Annotated in this window: 16 protein-coding genes; 7 read left to right on the forward strand and 9 right to left on the reverse strand. The window is 57.2% G+C overall.

Annotated features, from left to right (window positions below; genetic code table 11):
- Positions 1-49: 49 nt before the first annotated feature.
- From AC27HQ_RS00175 to AC27HQ_RS00185, 3 genes are all read right to left on the reverse strand, one after another.
- Positions 50-793: a substrate-binding periplasmic protein gene (locus AC27HQ_RS00175; RefSeq protein ID WP_487153800.1), complete on the reverse strand. Its 744-nt coding sequence runs from the start codon at positions 791-793 to the stop codon at positions 50-52.
- A 126-nt stretch (positions 794-919) separates the two neighbouring features.
- Positions 920-2,176, reverse strand: a complete 1,257-nt coding sequence (gene glyA / locus AC27HQ_RS00180) for a serine hydroxymethyltransferase (RefSeq protein WP_487153801.1) — start codon at positions 2,174-2,176, stop codon at positions 920-922.
- 121 nt (positions 2,177-2,297) lie between these two features.
- The gene (locus AC27HQ_RS00185) at positions 2,298-6,164 is read right to left on the reverse strand and encodes an EAL domain-containing protein (RefSeq protein ID WP_487153802.1); all 3,867 of its coding nucleotides are present in this window, start codon (positions 6,162-6,164) and stop codon (positions 2,298-2,300) included.
- A 190-nt stretch (positions 6,165-6,354) separates the two neighbouring features.
- Here AC27HQ_RS00185 and ettA point away from each other — a divergent pair, with 190 nt between their 5' ends.
- The 3 genes from ettA to AC27HQ_RS00200 all read left to right on the forward strand — a co-directional run bounded on the left by ettA (position 6,355) and on the right by AC27HQ_RS00200 (position 10,013).
- Entirely contained in the window at positions 6,355-8,019 is a 1,665-nt protein-coding gene (gene ettA, locus AC27HQ_RS00190) for an energy-dependent translational throttle protein EttA (RefSeq protein ID WP_487153803.1), read from the forward strand.
- A 212-nt stretch (positions 8,020-8,231) separates the two neighbouring features.
- On the forward strand, positions 8,232-9,572 hold the full coding sequence (gdhA, locus tag AC27HQ_RS00195; protein WP_487153804.1) for an NADP-specific glutamate dehydrogenase: 1,341 nt from the start codon (positions 8,232-8,234) through the stop codon (positions 9,570-9,572).
- An 84-nt stretch (positions 9,573-9,656) separates the two neighbouring features.
- The gene (locus tag AC27HQ_RS00200) at positions 9,657-10,013 is read left to right on the forward strand and encodes a PilZ domain-containing protein (RefSeq protein ID WP_487153805.1); all 357 of its coding nucleotides are present in this window, start codon (positions 9,657-9,659) and stop codon (positions 10,011-10,013) included.
- A gap of 177 nt (positions 10,014-10,190) precedes the next feature.
- Here the strand turns inward: AC27HQ_RS00200 and radA are convergent, their stop codons facing one another.
- Positions 10,191-11,564, reverse strand: coding sequence for a DNA repair protein RadA (gene radA / locus AC27HQ_RS00205; protein WP_487154174.1), 1,374 nt, complete (start codon positions 11,562-11,564; stop codon positions 10,191-10,193).
- Between the two features lie 111 nt (positions 11,565-11,675).
- Between radA and AC27HQ_RS00210 the strand changes: the two genes are divergently transcribed.
- From AC27HQ_RS00210 to AC27HQ_RS00225, 4 genes are all read left to right on the forward strand, one after another.
- Entirely contained in the window at positions 11,676-12,440 is a 765-nt protein-coding gene (locus AC27HQ_RS00210; RefSeq protein ID WP_487153806.1) for an EAL domain-containing protein, read from the forward strand.
- On the forward strand, positions 12,433-13,887 hold the full coding sequence (pap, locus tag AC27HQ_RS00215; RefSeq protein WP_487153807.1) for a polyphosphate:AMP phosphotransferase: 1,455 nt from the start codon (positions 12,433-12,435) through the stop codon (positions 13,885-13,887). The genes AC27HQ_RS00210 and pap overlap by 8 nt, the downstream gene beginning before the upstream one ends.
- 68 nt (positions 13,888-13,955) lie before the next feature.
- Positions 13,956-14,366 (forward strand): large-conductance mechanosensitive channel protein MscL, encoded by a 411-nt coding sequence (gene mscL / locus AC27HQ_RS00220; RefSeq protein WP_487153808.1) that lies wholly within the window; start codon positions 13,956-13,958, stop codon positions 14,364-14,366.
- 89 nt (positions 14,367-14,455) lie between these two features.
- A complete protein-coding gene (locus tag AC27HQ_RS00225) occupies positions 14,456-15,583 on the forward strand; it encodes a methyltransferase (RefSeq protein WP_487153809.1) in 1,128 nt (375 codons plus the stop codon).
- A gap of 170 nt (positions 15,584-15,753) precedes the next feature.
- Here AC27HQ_RS00225 and AC27HQ_RS00230 read toward each other — a convergent pair whose 3' ends face one another.
- The 5 genes from AC27HQ_RS00230 to AC27HQ_RS00250 form a co-directional block, all read right to left on the reverse strand.
- Complete coding sequence (locus tag AC27HQ_RS00230) at positions 15,754-15,885, reverse strand: DUF2256 domain-containing protein (protein ID WP_487154175.1); 132 nt, start codon at positions 15,883-15,885, stop codon at positions 15,754-15,756.
- Positions 15,885-17,429, reverse strand: a complete 1,545-nt coding sequence (locus tag AC27HQ_RS00235; RefSeq protein ID WP_487153810.1) for a cryptochrome/photolyase family protein — start codon at positions 17,427-17,429, stop codon at positions 15,885-15,887. Before AC27HQ_RS00235 ends, AC27HQ_RS00230 begins: the two co-directional genes overlap by 1 nt.
- Positions 17,426-18,811, reverse strand: a complete 1,386-nt coding sequence (locus AC27HQ_RS00240) for a GIY-YIG nuclease family protein (RefSeq protein WP_487153811.1) — start codon at positions 18,809-18,811, stop codon at positions 17,426-17,428. Before AC27HQ_RS00240 ends, AC27HQ_RS00235 begins: the two co-directional genes overlap by 4 nt.
- Before the next feature lie 14 nt (positions 18,812-18,825).
- Entirely contained in the window at positions 18,826-19,140 is a 315-nt protein-coding gene (locus tag AC27HQ_RS00245) for a DUF6482 family protein (RefSeq protein WP_487153812.1), read from the reverse strand.
- Positions 19,141-19,206: 66 nt separating this feature from the next.
- Positions 19,207-19,719, reverse strand: a complete 513-nt coding sequence (locus AC27HQ_RS00250; protein ID WP_487153813.1) for a TIGR00645 family protein — start codon at positions 19,717-19,719, stop codon at positions 19,207-19,209.
- Positions 19,720-19,780 lie beyond the last annotated feature (61 nt).

Here is a 19,780-nt window from a genome sequence, read left to right on the forward strand (position 1 = left end):
AGCCTGGAAAATCCTGGCGCGGCAGCACAAGCCCTTTTTCAGGGCGCGCTCAACGGCGGGTTACGTCCATCTCAACACCCTGCTCCAGCAGGGTGTCGTAGGCCGCTTCAAGGTCACGCTGCAATTGATCGGCGTAACCAGAATGCCTCGATAACATATAGTCAATTGACGGACTCATCAGCAGTTGGCTAGGCAGGGGATCAAGCCCCCTGACTGCCAGCAGCGGGTCAATCTGGCCGCGATAATGCAACAAATAATCACCACGTCCGCGCAAGAGCATTTCCAGTGCACCCGACGCTGAAGCACTGCGCTGCACATCTATCGCCAGCGAGGCATCCGCGAACAACAACTGGATTTCATTGGCGTACTGATAGTTGGTCACGGTAATCAGCCGCTTGCCAGCCAACCCACTGGGCCAGTCAGGCAAGCGCTCGTCATGCCGGGCATACAGGCTCAAACTAATGCGGCCAAAATCACGTCTGATCGATTGAATCTCTTTGGCCATATCTGGCCGTGTCAGGACACCCGGCCACAAATGCACACTGCCATCGGCGAGCCCCAGCCAGATACGCGCCGCAGGCATCAGGCGCAAGCGGTAGGAATAGCCCGCCTGATCCAGCAACGCACTGGCAAGGTCAACCGTATGACCGGCTGGCTCACCCTGGTCATTCAGATAGGCGTAACCGGGGAAAGGGGTAAGACCAACCTCAACCTGTGGTCGCGACTCAGCCCACAGCATCGAACAGGCGAGCAATGCCCAGCACAGACTGCAATAACGAATAACCCATAACATCAATAGCATGGCCCTGATTAAACAGGCTTGCGCCTTGAGCGACACCTGCACTCGATCTTGCCCCTTTGCTGCTTCAATGGCTATAAAAAACCCGCCGGAAGGCGGGTTCTTGTGCGCAAGTTTGGCTTAATCACGGTAAACCGGCAGACGGCCACAAATACTTTGCACCTGACTGCGCACGCGCTCGATCACCGACTCATCACCCATGTTTTCCAGCACATCGCAGATCCAGCCAGCCAGTTCGCGGCAATCTTCTTCATTGAAGCCACGGGTAGTGACTGCCGGTGTACCGATACGCAGACCCGAGGTAACGAAGGGCGAGCGCGGGTCATTCGGCACGGCATTCTTGTTTACGGTGATATGCGCCCGACCCAACGCTGCATCGGCGTCCTTTCCGGTAATGTCCTGTTTGATCAATGACAACAGGAAAAGGTGGTTCTCGGTGCCACCGGAAACCACATCAAAACCCCGACCAATAAACACCCCGGCCATAGCCTGGGCGTTCTTGACAACCTGCTTCTGATAGGCCTTGAACTCATCACTCATGGCCTCCTTGAAGCACACCGCCTTGGCGGCAATCACGTGCATCAATGGGCCACCCTGACCACCGGGGAATACCGCCGAGTTCAATTTCTTTTCCAACGCTTCATTGGCACGCGCCAGAATCAGGCCACCACGCGGACCACGCAGGGTCTTGTGAGTAGTCGTGGTAACCACGTCGGCAAAGGGAACCGGGTTGGGATAAACACCTGCGGCAACCAGGCCGGCAATGTGAGCCATATCAACAAAGAGATAGGCACCAACCTTGTCGGCAATGGCACGGAAGCGCGCAAAGTCCAATACCTGAGAATAGGCGGAGAAGCCGGCGATGATCATCTTCGGCTTGTGCTCGACGGCCAGGCCTTCGACTTCGTCATAGTCAATCAGACCGGTATCGGTGTTGATGCCATATTGCACGGCGTTGTAGTGCTTGCCGGAAAAGTTCACGCTGGCACCGTGGGTCAGATGACCGCCGTGGGCCAGACTCATACCCAGAATGGTGTCACCCGGGGTCAGCAGCGCCTGGAATACGGCCGCATTGGCCTGTGAACCGGCGTGCGGCTGAACGTTGGCATAATCGGCGCCGAACAGTTGCTTGGCACGGTCGATGGCCAATTGCTCGGCAATGTCGACAAACTCGCAGCCGCCGTAATAGCGTTTGCCCGGATACCCTTCGGCATATTTGTTGGTCAGCACCGAACCCTGGGCCTGCATGACGGCCGGGCTGGTATAGTTTTCGGAGGCGATCAGCTCGATGTGATCTTCCTGACGCACAGACTCCTGCTGCATGGCAGCCCAGAGTTCAGGATCGAAAGCAGCAATATCGTTGGAACGGCTAAACATCGGGAGCCCCCCTGCAAGGACATTCAAAAAGAAGGGTGGCATTTTAACGCAAGCAGCCGCTTCTGGCACATGAAAAGCACTCAAGCAGCAAACAAATTCGTTTCAACAATACCTCAGCCGCTCAGGGCTGGGCATTCAACACCGTCCGTTCGAACGCCTCAACCGATTGCGGCCGACCCAACAGGTAGCCCTGCACCTCGTCACAGCCAAAGCCGATCAACAAGCCCATCTGCTCCAGGGTTTCCACGCCCTCGGCCACCACACGCAACTGCAGGCTGCGACCCATGGCGACAATGGCCTTGGCCAAACGACTGTCGCGATTACCAGCATGCATGGCATGGATAAAACTGCGATCAATTTTCAGGGTATCGATCGGAAAGTCCTTGAGATAGTTGAGCGATGAGTAGCCGGTTCCGAAGTCATCAACCGCAATATACACACCCAGCGCCTTGAGTGCTGCCAGCGCCTGCATGGTTTCTTCGACATCCTGCAGCAATACGCTCTCGGTCAATTCCAGCTCAATGCTGGCTGGATCAAGCTGATAGCGCGACAGTACCGCACCCACCTGCTCACTCAAGCTCCCCTCGGCAAATTGCCGCGCCGACAGGTTGATGGATAACCGTGGCAACTGATAGCCCTTCGCGCGCCACGCCGCCATCTGTTGACAAGCTCGATCCATTACCCACTCACCAAGCACGCCAACCAGACCGATTTCTTCCGCAATGGGAATGAACTCAGCTGGAGAGATCGCCCCGCGCTGCGGATGCTGCCAACGCAACAGCGCTTCCGCCCCGGTCAGGCGGCGTGTTGCGCAATCGAATTGCGGCTGAAAGTGCAGCTCAAAGGCGTTGTCATGCAAGGCCCGGCGCAAGTCCGCCTCCAGGCTCAGCCGATCAAGCGCACTGGCATTCATTTCAGCCTGATAAAACTGAAACGTATCCTTGCCCATGGCCTTGGCGTGATACATGGCCGTATCAGCATTTTTAAGCAGAACATTGACCTCCTCACCATCCTGCGGCGACAAGGCCATGCCGATACTGGCGCTGATAAAGAACTCGCGCTCCTGCAATATAAAAGCGGGGGTCAGCTGTGCGAGGATTTTCTCGGCAACATGGATAGCCGCTGCCATGGCCGCCTCGCGACTGACCAAACCGCCTAGCAGCAGCGTGAACTCGTCCCCGCCCATGCGTGCGAGGGTGTCGCTTTCGCGCACACACTCCCTGAGACGGCGCGCAACCTCACGCAACATGACATCACCAGCGGCATGCCCAAGGGTATCGTTGATCGGCTTGAAGCGATCCAGATCGAGAAACAGCACCACCAGCCAATCGCCCCGTCTGGCGGCCAGTTGCAGCGCGGTCTTCAGGCGATCCTGAAACAAGGTGCGGTTCGCCAGCCCGGTTAACCCATCGTAGTAGGCGAGCGTTTCGATTCTCGCTTCGGTTGCCTTGCGCTCACTGATGTCGACAAAAAATCCGACATAACTGACCAGATCGCCCTCATTGTCCTGCACTGCCGTAATGCCCGCCCAGGCCGGAAAGGCTTCGCCGTTCTTGCGCTGGGGCCAGATTTCCCCTTCCCATCGCCCCTGCTGCTGCAGGGTATCGCGAATATCGGTGTAGAAACTTGTTTCGTGACGATCGGAGGCCAGCATGTGCGGTAACTGATCAATCACCTCAGGTACGCTGTAGCCAGTAATCTGACAGAAGTTGTCATTGACCTGCACTATGTAGCCAGCAGGATCGGTGACCACAATGCCTCCCGTGGTGTTTTCAAACACGGTGGCCGCCATACGCAGCCGGTTTTCGGTTCGGCGCTGCTCGGTGATATCGCGGGCAATGCCCAGCAGGCCGAGAAAGCGCCCCTCGGCATCCCACATCAATGACAGGCGCAACTCGATCGGACATTTGGTGCCATTGGCGCGCAGACAATCAAAGCTGATCTGCCGGTGAAACCCCTGCTCGCGCAGGACTCTGGCGGCCTCAGGATCAGCCAATTGCGGCTTCAACTCACGCAGCACCAACCCCATGAACTGGTTATATTCCTTGCCGGCAACGATGTCGCTGAAACCCTTACTGATCAGATAATCCGGGGTATAACCAAGCAGTGCAGTCACCGAGGGGCTGATATAGTTGAGGCGAAAATCCACATCGCTGGCCCAGATCACGTCATTGATATTTTCTGCCAGCAAACGGTAGCGCTCTTCACTGGCCTGCAACTCATCAAGGGCGCCAGCCTGCTCGGTGATATCGCGCACCACCCCGATCACCTGACGCACCCGGCCATCGGGTAGACGCGACAGCGCCTTGACCCGCAGACTGAACCAATGCCATTTGCCATCCTTGTGCCGCCAGCGCAGACGGCTTTCCTGTACCGCGCCGTCGGTTAGCACCTGCTGCAAATTGCGATTGATGCGCATTGATTCCGCATCATCGGGATGCAGCAGACGGTCACGGTAGTCGACCGGCAACTCGGCCGCTTCTTCCGGGCTATAACCAAGCATCAAAGCAAACTTTCTATTGGTGTACACAAAACGCTGGCGCGGCATGTCGCGGATAAAGACCACATCGGGTACCGCCCGCAGCGCCCGTGACCAGAAGCGTTCACGCTCGACCATGGACAGCTCTATGCGTCGACGGGCAGTGATGTCCGTCATGCTGAGCGCAACGGCGTGGTAATCCTCTATCCGCTCGGGCAGGGTCATGACCAACCAAACATAGCGGGCGGCACCATTGGCAGCGCGCAGCGGCGTTTCCATTTCCAGACGCCGGTCACGGTTGACCACCGTCAACAGCAAACGATAACGGGCGGTATTGGCACGTATCCGCTCATTACGCTTGAGCAGCGCGTCCAACCCCTGCAACGAAGACAACCCCAGCAACTCCAGCATGCTGCCATTGGCTTCCATTACGCGCACTGGACTGAAAAGCTCACCATGTTCCAGTGGGTGATCATCCAGCCAGCTGTCCAGACTGGCCTGATTGTTAATACCCTCGCGCACCAAACGGTCACGCAGATCCGCCAGATCCAGCTGACACAAGGCCATACCGGCAGTCTGGAACACCTCGCTGTAGCGACGCTCGACATCATCGGCGTGCTGGTCACTGGCACGCCGACTGGCCAGAAGACGCCTGTGGGTTTGCCGGTCCCGGGCAATCATCCAGATCATGACCAGCAATACCAGTACGAAGCAACCCACAACAAAGAACTTGAAGCGTAATAACTGCCCTAACTGCTGCGTGTAATAGTCCGCCTCGACCAGCCCCCTTACCTGCCAGAGGCTGCCATCCACCGGTGCGCTGACCACTACCTGCTGACGCTCCAGGGCAGTCATAGCCTTGTTGTCCAGATAAACCAGGCGATCGCCCTGCTGTCGTGCCAGCACCCTGGCTCGACCGGCATCCTCAAGCAGCCAGACATAGCCCTGCGCAGGTTGCGCGGACACCAGACCGGAAATATCCCGATCATTCACTTCGATGACCCAGAATTGTCCGACGCGGCTGCTTGGTACCACCCAGTACAACACTGAGCGGCTGAGGTCCGAGTCCACGACATAGGGCTGGCCACTGAGCATCAGACTGCGTACCGAGGGCATCCAGGGCGGGGTTTCCTGCCACGATACCGAATTACTCAAGGAAGCTGGAGTGAGGCTGCGCAAACCGGGGAGCAGTTGCGACACCGACTGCTGAGCCAGCGCCGGGTCATCTTCATAGAGATGATCAAGCAACTGTGATAAAGCTGCGGACTTGACCTCCAGATTCAAGCCAATCTGGCTGGCCGTAAGCCAGACCGACTCTTCAACCTGGGCTTCATGCTGCAAGCGCAGTAAACGGTAGTCCTGCCATGCCTGCCAGAACATCAGGACAGTCAAAAGCACTGCCACACCGGCAATGATCAGGACACCCATGCCCATTCGGCGTGCGTCATGGGTGCCATCAGACTGCGAGAGCACTGAGGTATCGGATGCGAGGCGGCTGTTGTAATCCATCAAAATGTTTTTATCGTCCACATATAAGACTGGCTGCCACTATAGTGGCAAAAGGACCTGCCGAGCCAGTCTGCTTCAGCCTGGATTTGCCCTGAGGCCGCAGTTCGGCTAGCCTTGCCAGCACATCAGGCGTTGCCAAGGCATCGCACTGCAAACCTCCGCTCTCTGTCTCACATCAGGTTTTCACAGCATGGCTCAATTTGTGTACAGCATGAACCGGGTCGGCAAGGTTGTGCCGCCCAAGAACCGTATTCTCAAGGATATTTCCCTGTCCTTTTTCCCCGGCGCCAAAATCGGCGTGCTCGGCCTCAACGGTTCGGGAAAATCCACCCTTTTGCGGATCATGGCGGGTGTCGATACCGAGATTGAAGGTGAGGCACGGCCCATGCCGGGCATCAAGATCGGTTATCTGCCCCAGGAGCCGGAACTCGACCCGAGCAAGACCGTACGCGACGTAGTGGAAGAGGCCGTGGGCGAAATCAAGCAGGCCCAGGCGCGACTGGACGAAGTCTATGCAGCCTATGCAGAAGAAGATGCTGATTTTGATGCACTGGCTGCCGAACAGGCCAAACTGGAAGCCATATTGCAAGCGGCCGACGGCCATAATCTGGATCGTCAGCTTGAAGTTGCCGCTGACGCCCTGCGCCTGCCGGCCTGGGATGCCCGTATCGAACACCTGTCCGGCGGTGAAAAGCGCCGGGTTGCGCTGTGCCGCCTGCTGCTTTCGGCCCCCGACATGCTGCTGCTGGACGAACCAACCAACCACCTGGATGCCGACTCGGTCGCCTGGCTTGAGCAATTCCTGCATGATTTCCCCGGCACTGTGGTAGCCATCACCCACGATCGCTACTTCCTTGACAATGTTGCCGGCTGGATTCTGGAACTGGATCGCGGCCATGGCATCCCCTTTGAGGGCAACTACTCGCAGTGGCTGGAATCGAAGGCCGCGCGTCTGGCTCAGGAAGCCAAGCAGGAGTCTTCCCATGCCAAGGCCATGAAAGCCGAACTGGAGTGGGTACGCCAGGGCGCCAAGGCGCGTCAGTCAAAATCCAAGGCGCGCCTTCAGCGCTTCGAGGAAATGCAGTCGCAGGAATTCCAGAAGCGCAGTGAAACCAACGAGATCTATATCCCGGCTGGCCCACGGCTGGGCGACAAGGTCATCGAACTGCACAATGTGTGCAAGGCCTATGGCGACCGTGTACTGATCGACGACCTGAGCCTGACCATCCCCAAGGGTGCGATCGTTGGCGTGATTGGTGGTAATGGTGCCGGCAAATCGACACTGTTCCGCATGATTACCGGCAGGGAACAGCCCGACAGCGGCGAGATCGTCATCGGCGAGACCGTGCAGATTGCCAGCGTCGACCAGAGTCGCGACAACCTCGACGGCAACAAGAGCGTGTGGGAGCAGGTGTCCGACGGCTTCGACATGATCAAGGTCGGTAACTACGAGGTGCCCTCACGTGGCTATGTCGGTCGTTTCAACTTCAAGGGTGCGGACCAGCAGAAGTTCGTCAAGGACCTGTCCGGCGGTGAACGCGGCCGCCTGCACCTGGCCCTGACCCTGAAGCAGGGCGCCAACGTGCTGCTGCTGGATGAGCCCTCCAACGACCTGGACGTTGAAACCCTGCGCGCACTGGAAGAAGCCCTGCTGGACTTTCCCGGCGCCGCAATCGTGATTTCCCACGATCGCTGGTTTCTCGATCGCATTGCCACGCATATCCTGTCTTATGAGGACGACGGCAAAGTGTCCTTCTTCGAGGGCAATTACGCTGAGTTTGAAGCCGACCGGAAAAAACGACTGGGCGACGCTGCTGCCCAACCCCACCGTGTTCGCTACAAGAAGCTGGCCTGAACAGGCCTGCTTCTTACTCCGCAGAGCAAAGGTTTTTTTGCACCAACCTGGCGCATGGAAGCTTGGGATGCGTCCCTTAACCCTCTAGAAAAGGGCTAAGGGCGCATCTTCAACCAATACCCGCGATTATTATTTTGCACTATTTCTGTGCATATAAAGCTCTGGTAGAGTGTCGCGGTTTCGTCAAACTCTTTCAGAAAAGTGACCCTTCCATGACCGATAGCCTCGCCGCCTGTCTCGCGCACCTTAAACTTCGCGACCCTGACCAACCTGAATTCCATCAGGCCGCCGAAGAAGTCTTGAGCACGCTCTGGCCCTTCCTCGAGGCTAACCCGAAATACCTCAACAACGGCATCATCCAGCGCCTGGTCGAGCCCGAACGAACCATCATGTTCCGCGTGCCCTGGACCGACGACAAGGGTCAGGTTCACGTCAACCGTGGCTATCGCATCCAGATGAACAGTGCTATTGGCCCCTACAAGGGCGGCCTGCGCTTTCATCCCTCAGTCAATCTGGGCGTGCTCAAGTTTCTGGCCTTCGAGCAGGTATTCAAGAATGCGCTGACAACGCTGCCAATGGGTGGCGGCAAAGGCGGCTCAGACTTTGACCCCAAGGGCAAGAGTAACGCCGAAGTCATGCGCTTTTGCCAGTCGTTCATGACCGAACTGTCGCGCCACATTGGCGAGAATCTTGATATTCCCGCCGGGGATATCGGCGTTGGCGCCCGCGAAATCGGCTATATGTACGGCCAGTACAAGCGCCTGCGCAATGAATTCACCTCGGTGCTGACCGGCAAGGGTCTGTCCTATGGTGGCAGCCTGATTCGTCCGGAAGCAACAGGTTATGGCTGTGTCTACTTTACCGAAGAGATGCTCAAGGAATCCGGACAGAGCATAGATGGCAAGCGCCTCGCCATCTCAGGCTCCGGCAACGTAGCGCAGTTCGCAGCGCGCAAAGCCATGGATCTGGGTGCTCGGGTAGTCTCTTTGTCCGACTCAGGTGGCACCCTGCATTTCAAGGATGGACTGAATGACGATCAGTGGCATGCCATCATTGAGCTAAAGAACGTCCGGCGTGGGCGACTGGAAGAGTTAGCTACGCAATCAGGCTGTGAATTCATGAGCAAGTCCAGCCCATGGCATCTGAAATGCGATATAGCCATGCCCTGTGCCACGCAAAACGAGCTGAACGCAGCGGATGCCCGCACCTTGGTCAAGAATGGCTGTATCGCGGTCGCCGAGGGGGCCAACATGCCTTCCACACTGGAAGCGGTCGACGTATTCCACGAGCACCGCCTCCTGTTTGCACCCGGAAAGGCAGCCAATGCCGGCGGCGTCGCCGTAAGCGGTCTGGAAATGAGCCAGAACGCCATGCGTCTGGCCTGGAGCGACACTGAAGTCGACAGCCGCCTGCATGACATCATGCAGTCAATCCATGCCGCGTGTGAACGCTATGGCAAAGAGCAGGACGGCTTTATCAACTACGTCAAAGGCGCCAATATCGCCGGCTTCGTCAAAGTCGCTGACGCCATGCTGGCTCAAGGCGTAGTGTGAGCAAAGGCTGAAACCGACAATCGGCGTCCGCAAAGCCACAAAACAGCTATAGTAAGGATATTCCCATCATGCTGGGGCTGATATATGAGCGATGACAGACGCCGTTTTACCCGTATTCCCTTTGATGCTCAGACTCGCCTGCAGCAGGATGACTGGTCGGTGGTCGTCCAGCTGGTGGATATATCCTTGCGCGGTTTACTGGTCATGCAGCCTACTGAATGGCCTCATCCACGGGAAAAAGCGCCCTTCAATGCCATCATTGATCTGGCCGAGGGCAGCCAGATCTGCATGGAGGTCACCTTGGCCCACGCCGAGGAGGGGCTACTGGGCTTTGAATGCGCGCACATTGACCTTGATTCTATTAGCCATCTCAAGCGTCTGGTTGCCCTGAACATGGGTGACGAGGCCATGCTGGAGCGCGAGCTGGCGGCATTGCTTTGAGCCGCTTCGCAAGCCATAAGCCATAAGCTTCAAGCTTCAAGCTTCAAGCGAAAAGACTAATCGACCATTTCGTGTTTGTATGCTTGCAGGGTGGTTAGGGTTGCAGAATTTGCTTGCCGCTTGCCGCTTGGGGCTTGCGGCTTGCGGCTTGCGGCTGTAGCAGCAGCCCTGCCGCTGCTAGTCAAATATCGCCGCCAATGCCTGATCCAGGCGTGTTACCGCTATCACCTGCATGCCCTTGGGTGCGTCCTTGGGCGCATTAGCCTTGGGTACAATAGCGCGGGTAAAACCATGTTTGGCTGCTTCCTTCAAGCGCTCCTGGCCACTGGGAACAGGGCGTATCTCGCCGGACAATCCAAGCTCGCCAAAAATCATCAGATCCATCGGCAATGGCCGGTTGCGCAGACTCGACATCACCGCGGCCAGTAGCGCCAGATCAACAGCGGTTTCCAGCACTTTGACGCCACCTACCACATTGACGAACACATCCTGATCATAGGTAGCCACGCCGCCGTGGCGGTGCAGCACCGCCAGCAGCATGGCCAGCCGGTTCTGGTCCAGACCCACGGTGACCCGACGGGGGTTACCCAGATGGCTGGTATCCACCAGGGCCTGCACCTCGACCAGCATCGGTCTTGAGCCCTCCCAGGTGGACATAACAACACTGCCAGGAATCGGCGTTTCATAGCGTGACAGGAAGATCGCCGAGGGGTTTGAAACCTCCTTAAGCCCCTTGTCGGTCATGGCAAATACACCCAACTCGTTAACCGCACCGAAACGGTTTTTCACCGCTCGCAGCAAACGCAGACGACCGTCTGACTCGCCTTCGAAATACAACACGGTATCGACCATGTGCTCCAAAACGCGCGGGCCCGCCAGCGAGCCCTCCTTGGTCACATGTCCAACCAGAAAAATCGCCGTACCGCTCTGTTTGGCATAACGCACCAGCAAGGCGGCACTTTCGCGCACCTGGGCCACGCCACCCGGAGCCGACTGCAACTGCTCAGTAAAGATAGTCTGAATTGAATCCACCACCATCACCCGTGGCTGATGCTGTCTGGCGGTAGCGATGATATTTTCAATGCAGGTCTCGGTCATCACCATCAGCTTGTCTTCCGGCAAGCCCAGACGCCGCGCCCGCATGGCGACCTGTTGCTGCGACTCTTCCCCAGTCACATACAAGGCCGGCATGCTGGCTGCCAGCTGACACAGGGTCTGCAGCAGGATAGTCGACTTGCCTATGCCCGGATCCCCTCCAATCAGCACCACCGAACCCGACACCAGTCCGCCACCCAAGACCCTGTCCAGCTCGGACGACCCACTCGGCTGGCGTGGCACCTCCTCTGTTGAGACCTCGGCCAGGGTTTTCACCTGTGCCGCCTGCCCGGCCCAGTTACCGCTGCGCGCCGCCCCAGTGCCACCGGTTGGTGTAGCGTCAATCAGGGTTTCAACCAGAGTATTCCAGGCCTGACACTCACCGCACTGGCCGGCCCATTTGCTGAAGGTCGCACCACACTCGGTGCAGCCGTACAGACGTTTATTTTTCGCCACTATCCCCCCCGGGGTATGCATGATGCTATCTTTGTCATAAAGCAAAAGCAGCCGACAGTCAGGCTGACGCATCGACTATACTGACCTTCACCGCGCAGATGGAACCATTGTATGAGCAACGCAAGTGATACACCCAAACCCTGTAAAGCCTGCCAGGACGGTGAGCAGTTGCCATTCGACTTTACCATGGCCTTCCAGCCCATCATTGATATGCGCGACCGCAGCCTGTTTGCCTATGAAGCGCTGGTTCGTGGCGTGGATGGCAGTGGTGCAGCCAGCATCCTGTCACGCATCAACGAAGATAACCGCTACATTTTCGATCAATCCTGCCGGGTCAAGGCGGTCGAACTGGCAGCACGTCTGCAGATACCCTGTTTTATCAGCATCAACTTTCTGCCCAATGCCGTCTATCAGGCGGCCACCTGCATCCGCGCCACCCTTGAAGCAGCAAGACGCTTCAACTTTCCGACCAACCAACTGATCTTCGAAATCACCGAAAACGAAAAGCTGGTCGAGAAGGAACACCTCAAGAGCATCATTCGCGAATACAAGCGTCAGGGCTTCAAAACCGCCATCGACGATTTTGGCGCAGGTTACTCCGGGCTGAATCTACTCGCTGAGTTCCAGCCTGACATCATCAAGCTGGATATGGACCTGGTCCGCGATATCGACCAGGACCCGGTGCGCCAGGCCATCGTCAAGGGCATACTAGGCGTTTGCGCAGCCTTGAATATCGAGGTGATCGCCGAAGGCATCGAAAGCCAGGAGGAACTCACTGTGCTGATCGGCATGGGCGTCAACCTGTACCAAGGCTACCTCTTTGCCAAGCCGGCCTTTGAACACCTACCCGAGGTCAACTGGCCTGTCGATGTCTGAGAATAGTCTGAGCAAGAAAGACTTCAACACATTGAGTGATGAGCTGAATGAGGCCCTGCTGGAGGCTCAGTTTGACCTCAACCGTGACGGCAAAGGCCCACTATTGGTCATCATCAGCGGCAATGACATGGCCGGCAAGGCGGAGGTCATCTATCGCTTTTACGATTGGCTCGACAATCGCTACCTGAATACCCGCGCCTACCACCTGCCAGAGGGTATCGACAAGCGCATGCCGCGTATGTGGCGTTACTGGCGCACCCTTCCCCCCAGTGGCGAGATAGGTTTCTACTTAGGTTCCTGGTATCACCAGCCCTTGATGGACTATAGCCGCGGCACCCTTTCCTACGCCGAGTTTGAGCAGCAGATGCGGGATATCCTGCATTTTGAACAGATGCTGGTAAACGAAGGGGTGGTTCTGGTCAAGCTGTGGTTGCAACTGAGCAGCGACAATGTCCGCGTGCAACTATCTAAATCTGAAGTAAAAAAAGCCCTTGATTCCGTCAGCATGCGCGAGTGGGGCGACTTCAGTGCACAGGATTACGAGAAGGTTCGCGAAGCCTCGCACGCCATGATCCAACTCAGCTCAAGTCCCGGTACCGAATGGCAACGCGTCCCCAGTCAGGATCCCTACTTTCGTGACATTCAGATTGGCAAGCTGATACTGGAGGCCATGCGCAACCAGACACAGCCAGAGGAAAGCCTGCCATTGCCACGCAGTTGGATACCGTCCAATGAGGACCTGCTGGGCCAGCTCGACTACAGTGCCAGGCTGGAAAAAGACGACTATAAAATCCAATTGGACAAATACCAGAAGCAACTCCAATCGCTGGTGACACAACCAGCGTTTGCCAAGCTCAGTCTGTTGCTGGTCTTTGAAGGCTCGGATGCCGCTGGCAAGGGCGGCGCCATACGTCGCGTCAGCCAATGCCTCGACCCACGTCAGATGCGCGTGCATGGTACTCGAGCGCCTACCGAGGAAGAACGTCGCCAACCCTATCTGATGCGCTTTTGGAAGCGTATCCCGGCGCCGGGCAAGATCGTGATTTTTGACCGCAGCTATTATGGTCGAGTGCTGGTCGAGCGGGTTGAAGGTTTTTGCACAGCCGCCGACTGGCAACGCGCCTACGGCGAAATCAACGACTTTGAAACGCAATTGCTTGAAGCCGATACGCTGATCATCAAGTTCTGGTTGGCGATTGACCAGGACGAGCAACTGGCCCGTTTCAAGGAGCGCGACGCTTCGCCATTGAAACGCTACAAACTCACCGATGAAGACTGGCGCAACCGAGACAAATGGCCGGCCTATCACGATGCCGCCAACGACATGTTTAGTTTCACCAGCAACAAGCGCGCGCCATGGAACCTTATCGCCGCCAATGACAAGCGTCATGCGCGTGTTCAGGTACTCAAGACCATCTGCGAACACCTGCAACAGCGGCTCAAATAACTGGCAAAGGCGGCTATTTTGCGGATATGCTTTTAAAGCGCCATGGGGGCGCGTGAGAGGATCTCTAAATGAGCATAGTTCAGGAATTCAAGGCTTTTGCCATGCGTGGCAATGTTATCGATATGGCCGTGGGCATCATTATTGGTGCCGCCTTTGGCAAGGTCGTGTCATCCTTTGTCGCCAACGTGGTAATGCCACCCCTGGGGCTGCTGATCGGCGGGGTCGACTTTGCCGATCTTGCCATTGTTCTTAAAGAAGCCGAAGGCGAACTCGCTGCAGTCACACTCGGCTACGGCGCCTTTATTCAAAGTATCGTTGATTTTCTGATCATTGCTGCCGCGATCTTTATCGCCGTCAAGGTCATGAACAGCCTCAAGCGCAAGGAAGAGGAAGCGCCGCCCGCCGCCCCACCAGCGCCAAGCAATGAGGAACTGCTGCTGACCGAGATTCGCGACCTGCTCAAACAGCGCACCCCCTGAGCCCGGATCATGGCCGATGCTCAACGCATCGGCCATGAAGGGATCTATCAGGTATACTGCTCAGCCATCCGTCCTTCAGCAGTGATCCCATGCAAGCGTGCAACACCCCCTTTGGTGCCCTCCAGCTCGATCGTTACCCCGAAACCCGAAACCCGACCCTGCAGCCCTTTGATACAGCCGATCTGTATCTGCTGCAACAGTTGGCTGATGCGCCCGCACCAGCAGGGCCGATTCTGGTGATCAACGATCAGTTTGGCACCCTGGCCTGCGCCTTGGCCCTGGCAGGCCTTCAGGTGCATAGCTGGACTGATTCCTTCCTGGCCCAACAGGCGTTGATCAACAATCTGCAATCCAACGGTCTGAAGCCGGATGCCGTGCGCAGCTATAGCAGCCAGGAAACACCAGAGGGGCCGTATGCACGGGTGCTGGTCAAGGTGCCAAAAAGTCTGAGTCTGCTGGAAGATCAACTGTCACGCCTGCGCGAACGATTGACTGACGCCGCCGAGGTCAACGCTGGCGCCATGGTCAAGCACTTGCCACACAGCGCCGGTGACCTTCTGGCCCGCTATATTGGCCCCTATCAGGCCTCACTGGCATGGAAAAAGGCCCGACTCCTGAACGCGAAAATGGACCCGTCTCTGACTCCAGCAAAGCCCGAGCTGATTACCCGCTACGCGCTCGAAGGTAGCCCTTTCAGCCTGCAGAACCAGCCCGGGGTTTTCTCCCGCGACCATCTGGATATCGGCACCCGCGCCCTGCTCGCTTGCCTGCCCAGTGGCCAAGGCAACGCAAGGATCGTCGACCTGGGTTGTGGCAATGGGGCATTGGGGATTCGCGCTGCCGAGCTGAACCCGGAAGCGCAGTTGCTGTTTATCGATGAGTCCTATGCTGCGGTCAGCTCAGCGAAAGCCAACTTTACCCTGGCTTTCCCAGAGCGCCAGGCCGACTTCATGGTGGCCGACGGCTTGCTCAACCTCGCCCCCGGCAGCGCCGACCTGATTCTCTGCAACCCGCCCTTTCACCAGCAGCAGGTGATTGGCGATGAACTGGCCATGCGTCTGTTCCAGCAGAGCAAGGGCGTGCTGACGGCCCAGGGCCGCCTGATCATAGTGGGTAATCGGCATATGGGTTATCACGTCAAGCTGCGGACCTTCTTCAACAAGATCGAACAGCTTTCTGCGCATCCCAAGTTCAACGTCCTGGCAGCCTGGGAGTAACACCTGCCGGCTATATAGTGACGCTGAGCCGTGTAGCACTCTCCCTGGGAATGATCGAGCCCCATCCCGACCTTGGGCGCCAGCGGCAAGCACCGCTGACCGAGGTGGAACTCGTTCAATACCGGGGTGCTACACCGAGTCCTGTTCGGGCCTCGACCTGGCCTGCCCCACTACCCGCGCTGCCGCCGACAACGCTCCGAGCAATACTTCACCTCATCCCAACAGCGCGCCCACTTCTTCCGCCAGTTGAACGGCAAGCCGCACACCGTACATACCTTGCTCGGCAGGTCTGCTTTTTTGATCACAGCCTGTCCCCTGCATCCAGCCGCGCCAGCAAGGTCTCGCCCCAGTCCCACAGCGCCCGCTGTTTGGCCTCGGGCATGCGCTCGAGATTGCGGTAGACCATGCTCAGGCGCTGATTGCGCCCCAGCTGCTCGCGGTGACGCATGAGAAAATGCCAGTACAGCGAATTGAACGGGCAGGCGCGCTCCCCGGTTTGCTCACTCACCTTGTAGCTACAGCCCTTGCAATGGTTGGACATGCGCTTGATGTACTGGCCACTGGCACAGTAGGGCTTTGACCCCAGATAACCGCCATCGGCATGCATGACCATACCCAGGGTATTGGGCAATTCGACCCAGTCAAAGGCGTCCATGTAGACCGCCAGATACCAGTCACAGATCTGTTTGGGTTCGATACCCGCCAGCAAGGCAAAATTGCCGGTGACCATCAAGCGCTGGATATGGTGGGCATAGGCATGCTCAAGGGTCTGGCCGATGGCCTGCTGCATACAGCGCATACGGGTGTCGCCGGTCCAGTAAAAGTCCGGCAAGGTACGACTGTTACCCAGGGCATTACGCTCTGCATACTCCGGCATATGCAGCCAGTAGATCCCCCGCACATATTCGCGCCAACCGAGAATCTGCCGAATAAAACCCTCGGCGGCATTCAACGGGATATCCCCGGCTTGCCAGGACGCCTGAACGTCCAGACACACGCGCCGTGGATCGAGCAGACCAATGTTCATTGCCGCTGCAATACGGGCATGGAACAGATAGGGCTGATCATCGGCCATGGCGTCCTGATAATCACCAAAGGAGGGCATACCTTGCGCCAGAAACGACTGCCATAACTGCTCCGCTTCGGCTGCCGTCACCGGATAATCAAAGCCCTCCAGACTGCCATAGTGATCGGCAAAGTGCTGGGCAACCAGCGCCTCTACATCACGGGTGATGCTATCCGCTGCAAAGTGTGGCTGGGCCGGCACAGTCACACCGACCGGTAGCGCCTTGCGGTTCTCGGCATCAAAGTTCCATGCGCCGCCCTCAGGCCCGCCATCCGCATCCAGAAGCAAGCCACTAAGGCGGCGCATATCACGGTAAAAGAATTCCATGCGCAATTGTTTGCGACCCTTGGCCCAGGCAGCAAAGCGCTCATGACTGCAAAAGAAGCGCGTGTCCTCAAGAATCTCCAGCTCAGGCCACTGCGTCTGATGCTCCCGAAATTGCGCCAGCAGGCGCCACTCACCGGGCTCGGTAATACAGATTTGCTCAGGCTGGCAGCGCGCCCGTGCGGCACTCAGTTCGCCCAGCAGGGAGCCGCTGTTGCCAGCATCATCCAGGCGCACATAATCCAGCTGAAAACCGCGTTCTCGCAGCTCTTCAGCAAAATGCCGCATGGCCGAGAGAATCAGCAGAATTTTTTTCGGGTGGTGCGGCACATAGCGCCCCTCCTCCTGCACCTCGGCCATCAGGATGCGATCACGGGCCGGATCGGCGTCAACCAGCGAAGACAGACCGGCACTGAGTTGGTCTCCCAGCAGCATGATCAAACGGCGTACAGTCATAGTGGAATAATCTCGGTATGCGAATGACGGCGCAGCCAGCCAACCAGCAGGTGGTAGATGTCCAGATCAAAATCGGCGCTGGATTGCGCCAGACGCGGTAAGTCCTGAGGATCCGAGGTGCTGCCCAAGTGACACCAGAAACGGACCACATGCCACTCAACCAGACCGTGCTCGGCATCCTCCTCGCGGATAGCAATGCTACCGGGCCAGGTCCAGGCTAACAGCTGCAGGGGCTCCAATGCAGCGACCAGACGTGCGGCATGGGCCGCGAGAGACTCCTCGCCAACACAGGCGCCACGACATTGCTGTAATTGACGGGCAAAGCAGGGACCGCGGCCCTTTTCCAGACCCAGCACCTTGAGGCACAGATACCGCTCCCGGGCCAAGGCTCGCAGCCGTTCAATGGCCTGCGTGCGCGAACGAAACAGGCCAAACAATGGCCGATCGGGCTGTGGCTCGATGCGTGAAGCAAAATGCACGCAGCCTTGCTCATTCGGCTGCAGGCTAACCAGACCCCTTATACGTCGTAGCCGCTGATTGAACAGGGGCATCAACGACTTTATCTGTCGCGCTTCAAGCAGCAAGGCGCCCAGCTCACCGGCGGTCGGCGTGCACTCGATACGCTGCATCTGTTGCGTCAGCTGCATCTGCCGCCGACTGTCACCGTCAGCCTGGCAATGGGACAACACCCGACTGCGTATATTGATGCTCTTGCCGACATACAGCAGTGCCCCAGTCTGCGCATAAAAGCGATAGACCCCGGGGCGTTGCGGCAAGGCATCCAATTCCTGACTACTCAGCAGACGCGGGGTAATGCTGCGCCGTTGATGTTCAAGCGCCGCCTGCCAGTCCTCGGCTGTCAGATGATCAGCGAGACGTTGGAGTAGCTGCCAGACCGTCGCTACCTCATTGGTCCTGATATCCGGCTGACTATCCTGTGCCAGAACATCATGCAGGCTATCCAATCGGTGACTGGGCAGAGAGGGCCAGCAAAACCGCGACATCTTGAGGGTGCACAACTGCTTTGACTGCAGGGTAAAACCGCTTTCACGCAGCGCCCGGCGCAGAAAGATGCAAGAGAGTCGCGCGTTATGCGCCACAATACGGCGGCCTTCAAGGGCTTTGATTATCTCGGCGGACTGCTCAGAAAAAACAGGCAAGCCATGCAACGGCAAAACTGGTGCTAACCTGCCCTTACTGACGGTTGCGGGTATTGGCATACCGGGATCAAAATGCCAGAACAGGCACTCACCGGGCTGACCCTGATCAATCGGCATAATCGCCAAGGACCAGATCCGATCATGACGTGGATCAGGGCCCGTGGTATGCAGGGCAACCACGGCAAGAGGCTCAGCTAGCACCCGATTGGCTTTCAGAGACACGGCCTTCGGGCCATTCACGGACGCAGCGGCACACTCAGACGCATGGCAGCAGCATCAAGGGGCAAGCCCTGACTGGCTGGCCCTATCTCGTCGCAGACATTCAGGTGCACCAGATTAATGGACTCCATGGGCATTTGAGCCAGCACGTGGCGAGCCTCGTTCAGGGAGCGGAAAGCCCAGCCACGCACATCAGCCTCACGTTGCTTGAGCAAGCGCCTCTGCCCATCTGCAACCACCTCGACAAAGTACATGGCACCTTCATGTGAGAGCAGGTTGAGCTCATCCACTCGCCCTGCATGGGCCACGGCAAGTAACTGTGACAACGTCATGGTATAGCTCCTGAACTTATACAAGAACTATACATCAGAAAAATTTAGCCCTCTATCTGTACATGGTCAGGAGACTATTTCCGAGGATTTCTCGTTTTTACCCATCCTGTCCAACAACCCCATACCGAAAGCCGATACAACAAAGGTCATATGGATGATCACGTACCACATCATTTTTTCATTATCGATGTTCTGCGCATTCATGAAGACTTTCAGCAAATGAATGGAGGAGATCGCCACAATTGACGCCGCCACTTTCATCTTCAACGAGCCGGAATCCATCTTGCCAAGCCAGCTGAGCTTTTCCTTTCCATCCCCTATATCCAGTTGCGACACGAAATTTTCGTAACCGGAAATCATCACCATGACCAGCAATCCACCCACCAGCGCCATATCAACCAGCGACAACACCACCAGAATCAAGTCCGCCTCACCCATGCTCAACAGCTTGGGTATCAGATGGATCACTTCCTGAAAAAATTTGACGGCCAAGGCAAAAAGGGCAAGTGATAAACCAAGGTAAATTGGCGCCAGAATCCAGCGTGCCGAGTACATCAAATTTTCCAGAAAACGTTCCATGAAACGACCACCTCAAAGGATCAAAAAAGTTGTCAACAGTATCTGTGGATAACACTGTGGA

The sequence above is a fragment of the Halopseudomonas sp. 4NH20-0008 genome, from assembly GCF_057548395.1.

What these genes read in the sequence shown, in the direction of transcription:
- AC27HQ_RS00225 (WP_487153809.1), top strand. Translation starts at nt 14,456, where the DNA reads ATGCAAGCGTGCAACACCCCCTTTGGTGCCCTCCAGCTCGATCGTTAC.
- AC27HQ_RS00185 (WP_487153802.1), bottom strand. Translation starts at nt 6,164, where the DNA reads ATGGATTACAACAGCCGCCTCGCATCCGATACCTCAGTGCTCTCGCAG.
- AC27HQ_RS00175 (WP_487153800.1), bottom strand. Translation starts at nt 793, where the DNA reads ATGTTATGGGTTATTCGTTATTGCAGTCTGTGCTGGGCATTGCTCGCC.
- AC27HQ_RS00235 (WP_487153810.1), bottom strand. Translation starts at nt 17,429, where the DNA reads ATGACTGTACGCCGTTTGATCATGCTGCTGGGAGACCAACTCAGTGCC.
- AC27HQ_RS00250 (WP_487153813.1), bottom strand. Translation starts at nt 19,719, where the DNA reads ATGGAACGTTTTCTGGAAAATTTGATGTACTCGGCACGCTGGATTCTG.
- AC27HQ_RS00200 (WP_487153805.1), top strand. Translation starts at nt 9,657, where the DNA reads ATGAGCGATGACAGACGCCGTTTTACCCGTATTCCCTTTGATGCTCAG.
- ettA (WP_487153803.1), top strand. Translation starts at nt 6,355, where the DNA reads ATGGCTCAATTTGTGTACAGCATGAACCGGGTCGGCAAGGTTGTGCCG.
- AC27HQ_RS00245 (WP_487153812.1), bottom strand. Translation starts at nt 19,140, where the DNA reads ATGACGTTGTCACAGTTACTTGCCGTGGCCCATGCAGGGCGAGTGGAT.
- pap (WP_487153807.1), top strand. Translation starts at nt 12,433, where the DNA reads ATGTCTGAGAATAGTCTGAGCAAGAAAGACTTCAACACATTGAGTGAT.
- AC27HQ_RS00210 (WP_487153806.1), top strand. Translation starts at nt 11,676, where the DNA reads ATGAGCAACGCAAGTGATACACCCAAACCCTGTAAAGCCTGCCAGGAC.
- mscL (WP_487153808.1), top strand. Translation starts at nt 13,956, where the DNA reads ATGAGCATAGTTCAGGAATTCAAGGCTTTTGCCATGCGTGGCAATGTT.
- glyA (WP_487153801.1), bottom strand. Translation starts at nt 2,176, where the DNA reads ATGTTTAGCCGTTCCAACGATATTGCTGCTTTCGATCCTGAACTCTGG.
- gdhA (WP_487153804.1), top strand. Translation starts at nt 8,232, where the DNA reads ATGACCGATAGCCTCGCCGCCTGTCTCGCGCACCTTAAACTTCGCGAC.